We start from the raw sequence: 12,339 nt of genomic DNA, 5'->3' as shown, positions 1-12,339 counted from the left end.
TTCTGATTATCGGAGGCGCGTCGATTTTTCTGTGGCCGTGTTCCGCTTGGCTCCGGAGGGCCGCGATGCCGGGGGTGCGGGATGCTGCCGGTGCCGGGAGATCCGCTGGCGCGGCGGCCGGGTCAGGGTGATCTGCCGGACCAGTTGCTGGAAGCAGGCCAGGGACGCGACGGCGGGCAGCGCGGCCGCGGCGACCCCGGTGAAGCTGCGGTCGGCCTCGGCCACGCACAGCATCATCGCGAGCGAGGAGAACAGCAGGACGACGCACCACGAGTGCACGGCGCGGCGCTGGTGCAGGGCGGTGCGCAGGATGGAGAGCGACGCCACCATCCAGGGGCCGTAGATCAGCAGCGGCCACCAGGGCAGCGCGCCGCCGCCGGTGCCTGAGGCGGTGTTGCGCAGCGGCACGTAGGCCACGATGCCGCCGAACACGCTCACCATCGACACGATGACGGCGGCGAAGGCGGCGATCACGAAGCTGACGGTCTGCAGCCAGGTGAAGCGCAGTTTGCGGACCCGTACCTTGCGGTGGCTCGCCGACGGGTGGCGGATGGGCGGCAGTTCGGCGGTGATCTGCGCCAGGTTGTCGATCGGGTCGCCGTCGGGGCGGTCGTCGGGCGGCGACTCGCTGCGGGGCGGCGGCACGGCGGCCGTCTGCTGCGCCGTGGCGGCGTCCTGGAGGAGGTAGGTCAGCTCCTCGACCGGGTCCCAGCCCTCTTCCGGCGCGGCGACCGCGGGCGGTACGTCGGCGGCGCCCAGGTACTGGCCCCTGGCCTGACCGGCGGCGTAGCCGTTGTCGGTGAACCACTCGTGTCCGGCGTAGGAGAGGTCCAGATAGTCGTCATGCACGAAGAAACCCCGCCCCCGTCAGGTGTGTGCCGCACGGCGATGGGAACGTCCCTGGCCGTTCCACTGCCGCCACAGTTCCTCCTGGGCCGCGTCCAGCGAGGTCAGCAACTCGCTGAGCAGCTCCTCGGTGACCTGCAGTTCGACCCGTGCGCCGTCTCCGTGCAGGGTGCCGCTGGCATCGGGCGATGAGTACGCCGCGGCAGGGGTGAAGATGTATCGCCCCACGGTCACGGCGCGGGCTGCGGGCGGTTTCTCCGCCGCCGTCGCGGAGCGGGGCAGGTCAAGGAACCTTGCTTTCGTCACATTCCGCTAACGCGGTCCCACTCCGCTGGATGCGCGGCAAACGAGTGAGCCTTATTCAGTGAAATCGTCGCGAAAAGCGCTTGTATTCACAGCATTTCACTGGGGCGCTCAACACCTAACTATGCGAGCGGTTTTTCACTTCAGTTTTTCATTTCATTCGTATACCGGGCGCGTCCGGGTTCGGTACCGGCTCCGTGACCTGTGCATCCAGGACGGCCGCCGCGGCGTCCTGACAAGCATGGATCTTCAGAAGCCGTCCGCCGGGCCGCCCGCGCGCCCGGGGCACGAACCGGCCGAGCCGCGGGGCGAGGGATGTCTGACCGTCGCCGTCCGGCTGCCCGTGCGGATCGTCGTACTGGTGCTGGTCGTGCCGGTGCGGATGGTGTGGGACGTGCTGGTGGCCGGCGGGCGGCTGCTGCGCGATGCCGTGCTGCGCCCGGCCGGGCGGGCGCTGGCCCGGCTGGCGTGGGCGGTCCTCGTCTGGCCGGCCAGGACACTGTGGCGATACGTCGTCGTGCCGCTCGCCAAGGCCCTCGGACGGACCGCGTACGTGCTGCTCGTGGCACCCGCGGTGTGGCTGTACCGGCACGTCCTGACGCCCCTCGGGCACGGAATCGGGTGGCTGGCGCGCGGGGCGGCCGCCGGGCTGATCCGGCTGTACCGGACGGTGCTCACCCCCGTCGGGCACGGCATCGCGTGGCTGGCCCGGGGGATCGCGCTGGTCCTCGCGGCGGCCGGCGCCGGGATCTGGGCGGTGGTCGCCCGGCTCGTCCGGTACCTGGCCGTCGTACCCGCGCGGTGGCTGTACGAGTGGGTCCTCGCGCCCGTGGGACGCGGCATCGCCTGGCTGGCGCGCGGTCTGGTGCGGCTCGTGCGGACGGTGTTCCTCGGGGTCGGCGCGGCGATCTACTGGACGCTGCGCGTCCTGCTCGTGCTGCCCGCGCTCGCCCTGTGGCGGTGGGTCCTCGCCCCCGTCGGCCGGGCGCTCGCCGTCGTCGGCCGGGAGATCGGCGCCGCGCTGTCCCACGCCTGGCGGGTCGCCGGGTACGTGTCCCGGGCCGTCGGCCGCTTCCTGGGACGACTCTTCCGGTGGCTCTTCGTGGAGCCGGTGCGCTGGATGTACCGCACGGTCCTCACCCCGGTCGGGCACATGGTCCGTGACGTGCTGCTGCGGCCCGCCGCCGAGGCGGCGCGGGCCGTGGGCCGGACCGTACGGCAGGCCCTGGCCGCCGCGCGGGAGTCGGTCCGGCAGACCCGCGCCGACATCCGGCGGGCGCTCTTCGGCGAACCCCGGGCCGCACGGCCGGTGGCCCGGCGGAAAACGGGTAGCAGCGAGGCACGTACCCTGGAAAGAAGCAGAACCGCTCTCACGAAGGACTGAACGACACTGGGCAAGCGACAGCCCGAAGGCCCGCCGCCCGCACCCGCGGTGCAGCGCATCCGACTGCGCTACACCAAGCGCGGCCGCCTTCGGTTCACCAGCCACCGTGACTTCCAGCGCGCCTTCGAGCGTGCGCTGCGCCGCGCCGAGGTGCCCATGGCGTACTCGGCGGGGTTCACACCGCACCCGAAGGTGTCGTACGCCAATGCCGCACCCACCGGCACGGGCAGTGAGGCGGAGTATCTGGAGATCGCGCTCACCGAGGCGCGTGACCCGGAGCGGCTGCGTGCGCTCCTCGACGAGTCGATGCCCGCCGGGCTCGACATCGTCGACGCGGTGGAGGCCCGTACCCCGGGTCTCGCCGACCGGCTCACCGCCTCGGTCTGGGAGCTGCGCCTGGACGGCGTGGCGCCCGAGGAGGCGGGGCGCGCGGTCGACGCCTTCAGCGCGGCCGAGAGCGTCGAGGTCAGCCGCAAGACCAAGAACGGGGTGCGCACGTTCGACGCGCGCGGTGCCGTCGCGGGCCTCGAGACGCGGAATCCGCAGGCTGATAGGCCGACGGACCGGCCCTGTGCGATACTGCGGCTGGTTGTTCGGCACGTGACGCCTGCCGTTCGACCCGACGACGTCCTGTCCGGTCTCCGCGCCGTGGCCGACCTGGCGCCGCCGGTCCCCGCAGCGGTGACCAGGCTGGCGCAGGGGCTGTTCGATGAAGAGACCGGCACGGTGACCGACCCGCTCGCGCCCGACCGCGAGGCAGCGCCGGACACGGCCGCTGCCGCCGCGAAGGCGCCGGCGTAAGGAAGGTTCCGCGTAAGGACGGACGTCGTAGCGCCGCCCTCGTACTCGGGAGCCACCTGGGTCGGGCAGCGCACCGACACAGAAGACTTTCGCCAGGCCGTACGCACACATGGTGTACGGAACCGGCGAGACAGGACACAGAGAGCTCCCGTGCGGCGCCCGCGCCCCGGACGGCGGCACCGCGCACCGCGCGAGCCGCGGACGTCACCGGCATCGCCGGACCAGGTGCGGCGCCCGGGAGCCTGACGGGAGATCCACCCGCATGCTCGAGCCGACCGAACCCACCGAGCCCGCCAACAGCTCGGACAACCACGACACCCCCAGCGACACCCTGCCGCCGCGGCGCCGCCGCCGTGCGGCGTCGCGCCCCGCCGGGCCCCCGGCCGCCGCCTCCGAGGCCGCCGCCGAGACCACCGCGCCCGCCGTGGCCCCCGAGACGCCCGACCGGTTGGCCGCGGACGAGACCGTGACCGGCGAGGTCACGGACCCGGAGACCGCGGAGGCGGAGGAGACCGAAGAGACCGAGGCCACGGCCGAGGCCCCGGCCGAGGACGCCGCTCCGCGCCGTACGCGCCGTCGCGCCACCCGGCGCGTGTCCGCGCCCGAGGGCGCCGCCGCCTCCGGGACCGAGGCCGAGACCGTCGTGCCCGCCGCCGAAGCCGGGACCGCCGAGTCCGTGGCCGCCGAGGTGGCCCCCGACTCCGCCGTGACCGAGGCGCCCGAGAGCGCCGAGGAGGGCGCTCCGCGCCGTACGCGCCGTCGTGCCACCCGGCGCGCGTCCGCCCCCACCGGTGCGCCGGCCCAGGCGGAGAGCGCCGTCGCGGAGGCTGCCGAGCCCGCACCGGCCGCCGACACCACCGGGACCGCCGCTGAGGTCTCCGCGCCCGCGGAGCCCGCCGCCGTCGCCGAGGAGCCCGCGCCCGCGCCCGCCCGCCGTACCCGGCGCCGTGCGACCGCGCCGGTCCGTACGACCGAGTCCGGCGCCGACGCGTCCGCCGCGACCGTCTCCGCCGAGGAGGCCGCGCCCGCCGCCGAGCCCGTAGGCAGCGCCGAGGCCGCGGCACCCGCCGCCGAGGAGCCCGCCCGCCGTACCCGCCGCCGTGCCACCCGGCAGGTGTCCGCGCCGGAGAGCGCCGCCGCCGAGGCGCCCGCGACCGGTGACGACGCGCAGGCCGAGCCCGTTCAGGCCCCTGCCGCCGCGCCGCGCAAGCGTGCCGCGCAGGCACCCGTCGAGGCCCCGCAGGCCGAGACCGCACAGACCGAGACCCCGCAGCCCGAGGCCGCGCAGGCGGAGGACGGTGCCGCTCCGCGTCGTGGGCGGCGTCGTGCCACCCGCAAGGCCGCGGCCGGGTTCTCCGCGCCGACGCCGCGGAGCGCCGAGGACGGCGAGTCCGTGCGCCGCCCGGCGCGGCCCGCCGTCGCCGTCTTCCAGGCGCCCGTGTTCACCGAGCCGATGTTCCAGACGCCCGAGCGCGCCGCCGCCGAGGCGGCCGAGGCGCGGCTGTCGGCGCCCGAGCCCGCCGAGCCCGAGGCGGCGGCCGTCGACGTCGAGGCCGCCGAGGAGCCTGTGGGTACCCGCAGGCGCCGGCGCCGCCGGGCCGCCGACGAGCCTGCCGCGAGCGAGCAGGCCGCCCCCGAGAGCGTGCCCGCCGAGCCCGTCGACTCCGCCGATTCCGCCGACGAGGACGAGCCCGCCGAGGGCGAGGAGTCCGTGGAGGACGCCGCCGAGGGCGACGACTCGGAGGAGACCGGCTCCCGGCGCCGGCGCCGTCGCGGTGGCCGTCGCCGCCGCCGCGGCGATTCCGGCGAGTCCGACGCCGAGCAGGGCGACGACGACCTCGCCGCCGAGCAGGCGAACCGGGACGCCGGGAACGCCGAGGACACGGCCGAGCAGTCCGCCGACGACGCGGAGGGCGACGACGAGCGCGACGAGCGCGAGGAGTCGGGCGGTTCCAGCAGCAGCCGTCGCCGCCGCCGTCGCAGGCGCCGCGCCGGTGACTCCGCCGCCGACACCGAGCCCGGTGACGGCGACCCCGAGCGCACCGTCGTCAAGGTCCGCGAGCCCCGCAAGAAGGACGAGCGCTCCGGCGACGGCTCCGACGAGGTGCAGTCCATCAAGGGCTCGACCCGTCTCGAGGCCAAGAAGCAGCGCCGCCGCGAGGGCCGCGAGCAGGGCCGCCGCCGCGTCCCGATCATCACCGAGGCCGAGTTCCTGGCCCGCCGCGAGGCCGTCGAGCGCGTGATGGTGGTCCGCCAGTACGGTGACCGCACCCAGATCGGCGTCCTCGAGGACAACGTGCTCGTCGAGCACTACGTCAACAAGGAGCAGTCGACGTCGTACGTCGGCAACGTCTACCTCGGCAAGGTGCAGAACGTGCTGCCGTCGATGGAGGCCGCCTTCATCGACATCGGCAAGGGCCGCAACGCCGTGCTCTACGCCGGCGAGGTCAACTTCGAGGCGCTGGGCATGGCCAACGGCCCGCGCCGGATCGAGAGCGCCCTGAAGTCCGGCCAGTCGGTGCTCGTCCAGGTGACGAAGGACCCGATCGGCCACAAGGGCGCCCGCCTGACCAGCCAGGTCTCGCTGCCCGGCCGCTACCTGGTCTACGTCCCCGAGGGGTCGATGACCGGCATCAGCCGCAAGCTGCCCGACACCGAGCGCGCCCGGCTGAAGACCATCCTCAAGAAGATCGTCCCCGAGGACGCGGGCGTCATCGTGCGCACCGCCGCCGAGGGCGCGAGCGAGGACGAGCTGCGCCGTGACGTCGAGCGGCTCCAGGCGCAGTGGGAGGACATCCAGAAGAAGGCGAAGAGCGGCAACGCCCCGACGCTGCTCTACGGCGAGCCGGACATGACCGTCCGGGTCGTCCGCGACATCTTCAACGAGGACTTCTCCAAGGTCATCGTCAGCGGCGACGAGGCGTGGGAGACCATCCACGGGTACGTGTCCCACGTCGCGCCCGACCTGGCCGACCGCCTGTCGAAGTGGACCTCCGAGGTCGACGTCTTCGCGACGTACCGGATCGACGAGCAGCTGATGAAGGCGCTCGACCGGAAGGTCTGGCTGCCCAGCGGCGGTTCGCTGGTGATCGACAAGACCGAGGCCATGGTCGTGATCGACGTCAACACCGGCAAGTTCACCGGCCAGGGCGGCAACCTCGAGGAGACCGTCACCAGGAACAACCTGGAGGCGGCCGAGGAGATCGTGCGCCAGCTCCGGCTGCGCGACCTGGGCGGCATCGTCGTCATCGACTTCATCGACATGGTCCTGGAGTCCAACCGGGACCTGGTGCTGCGGCGCCTGCTCGAATGCCTGGGCCGGGACCGTACGAAGCACCAGGTCGCCGAGGTCACCTCGCTCGGCCTGGTCCAGATGACCCGCAAGCGGGTCGGGCAGGGCCTGCTGGAGTCGTTCTCCGAGACCTGCGTGCACTGCAACGGCCGCGGCGTCATCGTGCACATGGAGCAGCCGTCCTCCACCGGAGGCGGCGGCAAGCGCAAGAAGCGCGGCCGCGGCGGCGCCGAGCACGTCCACGAGCACGAGCACGAGGCCGCGTCCGGCGGGTCCGCCGAGACGGTCGAGCCCGCGGCCGAGACCGAGACCGAGGCGGAGGTGGCGGCCGAGGCCGCCGCGCCCGCCGCGCTGCCCGCGCCGGAGTTCACCCCGGACGAGGAGCTGTACAGCAGCGCCGCCGAGGCCGAGGCCGCGGCGTCCCGGGGCCGTTCGCGGCGCCGGGCCACCCGGCGGGCGTCGGCTCCGGCCGGTGCGCCGCGCGAGGAGCGGGCCTCCCGCTCGCGGAGCGAGCGCGGTGAGCGCACCGAGCGCGTCGAGCGCGACGACGAGCGGGCCCCGAAGTCCCGTGAGGCGGCCGAGGCGGAGCCCGTCGCGGCCGAGGACCCGGTCGTCCCGGCGGCCGAGGCCCCCGCGGCCCCGGAGGCTCCCGCGCCCGAGGCGCAGGAGGAGGCGCCCAAGGGTCGTACGCGCCGTCGTGCCACCCGCAAGGTGTCGGCCCCGGCCGGTGCGCCGAAGGCGGCCGACGAGGCGGAGGCGGTGACGGTCCAGGCGTCCGCGTCCGAGGCCGCCGAGCCGCAGCCGGAGCCGCAGCCCGTGGCGGAGGCGGCCCCGGTCGCCGAGCCGGCCGAGGCGTCCGCCGAGAGCGCCGCCCCGGCCCGTCCGCGGCGTCGCGCGGTCCGCAAGGCGACCGCTCCCACCGCGTCGGAGGAGTCGGCCGTCGTGGTCGTCCCGTCCGCCGCGTCGGAGGAGTCGGCGCCGGAGGCGGCTTCCGAGGCGCCCGCCGAGGACGCCGAGTTCGCACCGGCGGCCAAGAAGACGGCCCGCAAGACGGCCAAGAAGGCGACGGCCAAGAAGGCCGCCACCAAGAAGACCGCGGCCAAGAAGACGACGGCCGCGAAGAAGACGACGGCCAAGAAGGCGGCGAAGACCACCAAGACGGCCGCCAAGTCGGCGTCGAAGAAGACCGCGGCGGCAGAGCAGTCGGTGCCGACCGTCACGGCCTCCACCGACGAGGGCTGATCCGGCCGGGACCCGGCGTCCCGGCCACGCACCCCCTGTCCCGCGGCGACACCGCCGCCGGACAGGGGGTGTTCTCTTGCCTGCGCCGCCTGCGCCGCCTGCGCCGCCCGTGCCGCCCGTGCCGCCCGTGCTGCCTGCGCTGCCTGCGCTGCCCGCGCCGCCCGTGCTGCCTGCGCCACCCGCGCCACCCGCGCCGCCCGTGCTGCCTGCGCTGCCTGCGCTGCCTGCGCCGCCCGTGCCCGCCCGCGTGCGGCCCCCCCCACGGCCCAGCTTGCGCGTCGCCGACGTCCGGCCCCCACGACCCAGCTCCCGCGTCCGGCCCCCACAGCTCCTGTCCCGCGTACGGCCCTCGTGGCCCGTGTGACACCCCCGCCGCTTGGAACACGGACGGCCCCGTGCAAAACTCGGGCGGTCTTGTCTTCGCGTTCGTGTACACGCGGGCGTCGCGTCGGGGAGGACGCGGGGCCCGTGGCAGGGGAGGGGATCACATGGCGCGCGTGCGCCTGACGGGCGGCGGGCTGCGCCGCGCCGCCGGACCGGCCAGGGGAGTCCGCCGGGCCGTCGCACTGGCGACGGTGCTGTCGGCGGCCGGGGTCCAGGCCATGGCCTGTGCCGGGGCCGCCCAGGCGGTCGGCGAGACCGCCTGGACCGAGGGCCCGATCTTCAACGATCCGCTGGGCACCACCGACCAGCAGTACGCGATCCGCACCCGCCTGGTGGAGCTGACGAACGCCGCGCTGCCCGGCTCGACCATCAAGGTCGCCGTCTACCACGTGTGGGAGGCGACAGTCGTCAACGCGCTCGTCGCCGCGAAGGACCGCGGCGTGAACGTGCAGATCCTGCTGGACGAGTCCAGCGTCAGCGACCGACCGGCGAACACGTCGTACGGCACGCTGGCCGCCGAGCTCGGCACCGACCGCACCAAGGGCTCGTACATAAGCACCTGCCCGGCGGACAAGTCCTGTCTCGGCGACCCGAAGTTCGGGCAGTCGATCATGCACAACAAGTTCTGGCTGTTCTCCGCGGTCGAGGGCGCCACGAACGTGGTCGTGCAGAGCACCACGAACTCCACGCCGTCCGCGCACACCCGCTTCTTCAACGACGCGCTGGTGCTGCCGGACAACCCGACGATGTACGACGCGTACGCGGACTACTTCGACACGATGGTGGCCCGGGACTGGAAGTCCTGGGAGTACCGCACGGTGAGCAACGGCCTGTACAAGGCGTACTTCTTCCCGCGGGCCGGCGCCTCCCGGGCCACCGACACCGTCTACTCGGTGCTCGACAACGTCGCGTGCACCTACAAGGACACCGCGGGCGTCACCCAGAAGACCAAGGTCCGGGTCGCGATCTTCAAGCTGACCCGGCTCGCGATCGCCGAGAAGCTGCTCGCCCTCCAGAAGGCGGGCTGCTCGGTGAGCGTCGTCTACGCCGAGACGGACAGCGCCAAGAGCTCCGGCGGCACCAAGGGCACCTGGGAGAAGCTGCACACCAGCGGCGGCCCCACCGTGCGCTGCTACAACGACGACCGGGACCCGGCGAATCCCGGCTCCAAGCTCACCACGCCGTTCATCATCCACTCCAAGTACATCCTGGTGGACGGCGCGTACGACGGAAAGCGGAACAAGGTCAGCTTCACCGGCTCCGGGAACTACACCGGGCCCGCGCTGCGCGAGAACGACGAGTCGATCGTCAAGGTCGACGACGACGCCGTGCACGACATGTACAAGGCGCACTTCGACCGGGTCACCAAGGTCGCCTATCCCGGCACCAAGGACACCACGGACCTGTGCAAGGGCGTGAAGCCGCTGCCGGACGACGGGGAGAAGCCGACGACGTGACGGGCCGCACAGCCAGGGCGCCCGGCCCGGTTTGACCCCCTCGGCCACGGCCCCGTAACCTTGACCGTCGGCGTGTCCACTGACGCGCCGCATCCCCGTAAACCTTCTTCCTCCCGGTGATGTGAGCCGCCGCGCTCCGTTCCCGGGAGAGGCCGTCCGGTGCGAGCCGGGGGCTGGACTGCGGGGGTTCCGTTCCGAGCGAGAGAGAGATCCGCGTGTACGCCATCGTGCGCAGCGGTGGTCGCCAGCACAAGGTTGCTGTCGGCGACATCGTTGAGGTTGACAAGATTTCCACCGCCAAGGTTGGCGACACGGTCGAGCTCTCGACCCTGCTCGTCGTCGACGGCGAAGCCGTGACGAGCGACCCGTGGGTCCTTGCCGGCATCAAGGTCCAGGCCGAGGTCGTGGACCACCACAAGGGCGCGAAGATCGACATCCTTCGCTACAAGAACAAGACCGGCTACCGCCGTCGTCAGGGCCACCGCCAGCAGTACACGGCGATCAAGGTCACTGAGATCCCCGCGGCTGCGAAGTAAGGGACTGAGGAGAGATGGCACACAAGAAGGGCGCATCGTCCACCCGGAACGGTCGCGACTCCAACGCTCAGCGGCTCGGCGTGAAGCGCTTCGGCGGTCAGGTCGTCAACGCCGGTGAGATCCTGGTCCGCCAGCGCGGCACCCACTTCCACCCCGGCGCCAGCGTCGGCCGTGGCAAGGACGACACGCTGTTCGCGCTCGCCGCCGGTGCGGTCGAGTTCGGCACCCACCGTGGCCGCAAGGTCGTGAACATCGTTCCGGTCGCCTGATCACCCAGGCCCCGTAGCAACACGTTCTTCGCGAGGGCGGACCTCGACTTCCCGTACGCGGGAAGCGGGTCCGCCCTCTGCGTGTTACACGTAAGACATTCCCGTCAATTTCTGGAGGCACTGACCATGACCACCTTCGTGGACCGCGTCGAGCTGCACGTCGGCGCGGGTAGCGGAGGCCACGGCTGTGCCTCCGTTCACCGGGAGAAGTTCAAGCCGCTCGGCGGCCCGGACGGCGGCAACGGCGGCCGGGGCGGCGACGTGATCCTCACCGTCGACCAGTCCGTGACCACGCTGCTCGACTACCACCACAAGCCGCACCGCAGCGCCACCAACGGCAAGCCCGGCGAGGGCGGCAACCGCTCCGGCAAGGACGGCCAGGACCTGGTCCTGCCGGTGCCGGACGGCACGGTCGTGCTCGACAGGGCGGGCAACGTGCTCGCCGACCTCGTCGGCCACGGCACCTCGTTCGTCGCCGCGCAGGGCGGCCGCGGCGGGCTCGGCAACGCGGCGCTGTCCTCGGCCCGCCGCAAGGCCCCCGGCTTCGCGCTGCTCGGCGTCCCCGGCGACCTCCAGGACATCGTCCTGGAGCTGAAGACGGTCGCGGACGTGGCCCTGGTCGGCTACCCGAGCGCGGGCAAATCGTCCCTCATCTCGGTGCTCTCCGCCGCCAAGCCGAAGATCGCCGACTACCCCTTCACGACCCTGGTGCCGAACCTGGGCGTGGTCACCGCGGGCGCCACCGTCTACACGGTCGCCGACGTGCCCGGCCTCATCCCCGGCGCCAGCCAGGGCAAGGGCCTGGGCCTTGAGTTCCTGCGCCACGTGGAGCGCTGCTCGGTCCTCGTGCACGTCCTGGACACGGCGACGCTGGAGTCCGACCGCGACCCGCTCTCCGACCTCGACGTCATCGAGGAGGAGCTGAAGAGCTACGGCGGCCTCGGCGACCGGCCGCGCGTCGTCGTGCTGAACAAGATCGACGTGCCCGACGGCAAGGACCTGGCCGAGATGGTCCGCCCCGACCTGGAGGCCCGTGGCTACCGCGTCTTCGAGGTGTCGGCGGTCGCGCACATGGGCCTGAAGGAGCTGTCCTTCGCCCTCGCGGACCTGGTCGGCAGGGCCCGCGCGGCCAAGCCGAAGGAGGAGGCCACCCGGATCGTCATCCGCCCGAAGGCGGTCGACGACGCGGGCTTCACCGTGGTCCAGGAGGAAGACGGCCTCTTCCGCGTGCGCGGCGAGAAGCCCGAGCGCTGGGTGCGCCAGACCGACTTCAACAACGACGAGGCCGTGGGCTACCTCGCCGACCGCCTCAACCGCCTCGGAGTCGAGGAGGAACTGATGAAGGCGGGCGCCCGCACCGGCGACGGCGTCGCGATCGGCCCCGAGGAGAACGCGGTCGTCTTCGACTGGGAGCCCACGGTCATGGCGGGCGCCGAGATGCTCGGCCGCCGCGGCGAGGACCACCGCTTCGACGCCCCGCGCCCCGCCGCCCAGCGCCGCCGCGACAAGCAGGCGGAACGCGACGAGGCGGAGCAGGCGTACGACGACTTCGAGCCGTTCTAGTCCCCGAGCCGTTCTGAACCTCCGGGCCGCTCTGGACCTCTGCGCCGCTCTGAATCTCTGCGCCGGTCCGCCGGTCTGAACCTCTGCGCCGCTCTGAACTTCTGCGCCGGTCCGCCGGTCTGAACCTCTGCGCCGGTCCGGACCTCCGAGCCGTTCCGGAACGGCGGGCCGCGCGGACCGCCGGGCGACGCGGACCGGCGAGCGCGCGGACCGGCGGGTCGCGCCGCTACGTATGCCGAGGGGCCCGGATCCACTCCAGGAT

9 protein-coding genes are annotated in these 12,339 nt (G+C 73.3%); 7 read left to right on the top strand and 2 right to left on the bottom strand.

Annotation, left to right across the window (positions count from 1 at the left end):
- Positions 1 to 6: 6 nt before the first annotated feature.
- Both ACFV6E_RS30675 and ACFV6E_RS30670 read right to left on the bottom strand, forming a co-directional pair.
- Positions 7 to 849 carry a DUF2637 domain-containing protein gene (locus tag ACFV6E_RS30675; protein ID WP_385160899.1) on the bottom strand — a complete coding sequence of 281 codons (843 nt, stop codon included), beginning with the start codon at positions 847 to 849 and terminating at the stop codon, positions 7 to 9.
- A gap of 18 nt (positions 850 to 867) precedes the next feature.
- Positions 868 to 1,080 (bottom strand): hypothetical protein, encoded by a 213-nt coding sequence (locus tag ACFV6E_RS30670; RefSeq protein WP_385160897.1) that lies wholly within the window; start codon positions 1,078 to 1,080, stop codon positions 868 to 870.
- Positions 1,081 to 1,390: 310 nt separating this feature from the next.
- Between ACFV6E_RS30670 and ACFV6E_RS30665 the strand changes: the two genes are divergently transcribed.
- From ACFV6E_RS30665 to obgE, 7 genes are all read left to right on the top strand, one after another.
- The gene (locus tag ACFV6E_RS30665) at positions 1,391 to 2,533 is read left to right on the top strand and encodes a hypothetical protein (protein WP_385466018.1); all 1,143 of its coding nucleotides are present in this window, start codon (positions 1,391 to 1,393) and stop codon (positions 2,531 to 2,533) included.
- 48 nt (positions 2,534 to 2,581) lie between these two features.
- A complete protein-coding gene (locus ACFV6E_RS30660; RefSeq protein WP_385160893.1) occupies positions 2,582 to 3,334 on the top strand; it encodes a TIGR03936 family radical SAM-associated protein in 753 nt (250 codons plus the stop codon).
- A 262-nt stretch (positions 3,335 to 3,596) separates the two neighbouring features.
- Positions 3,597 to 7,868: an Rne/Rng family ribonuclease gene (locus ACFV6E_RS30655; RefSeq protein ID WP_385466015.1), complete on the top strand. Its 4,272-nt coding sequence runs from the start codon at positions 3,597 to 3,599 to the stop codon at positions 7,866 to 7,868.
- Positions 7,869 to 8,356: 488 nt separating this feature from the next.
- Positions 8,357 to 9,709, top strand: a complete 1,353-nt coding sequence (locus tag ACFV6E_RS30650; protein ID WP_385466012.1) for a phospholipase D-like domain-containing protein — start codon at positions 8,357 to 8,359, stop codon at positions 9,707 to 9,709.
- Positions 9,710 to 9,924: 215 nt separating this feature from the next.
- Positions 9,925 to 10,245, top strand: a complete 321-nt coding sequence (gene rplU, locus ACFV6E_RS30645) for a 50S ribosomal protein L21 (RefSeq protein ID WP_103551359.1) — start codon at positions 9,925 to 9,927, stop codon at positions 10,243 to 10,245.
- A 14-nt stretch (positions 10,246 to 10,259) separates the two neighbouring features.
- Positions 10,260 to 10,514 carry a 50S ribosomal protein L27 gene (gene rpmA, locus ACFV6E_RS30640; RefSeq protein WP_006374707.1) on the top strand — a complete coding sequence of 85 codons (255 nt, stop codon included), beginning with the start codon at positions 10,260 to 10,262 and terminating at the stop codon, positions 10,512 to 10,514.
- Between the two features lie 126 nt (positions 10,515 to 10,640).
- On the top strand, positions 10,641 to 12,077 hold the full coding sequence (gene obgE, locus ACFV6E_RS30635) for a GTPase ObgE (RefSeq protein WP_385160886.1): 1,437 nt from the start codon (positions 10,641 to 10,643) through the stop codon (positions 12,075 to 12,077).
- Positions 12,078 to 12,339: the final 262 nt, after the last annotated feature.

This window comes from Streptomyces sp. NPDC059785, assembly GCF_042732375.1.
Taxonomy (GTDB): domain Bacteria; phylum Actinomycetota; class Actinomycetes; order Streptomycetales; family Streptomycetaceae; genus Streptomyces.
The sequence above is the reverse complement of the archived record's forward strand: the minus strand, read 5'-3'. Positions and strand labels throughout refer to the sequence as shown.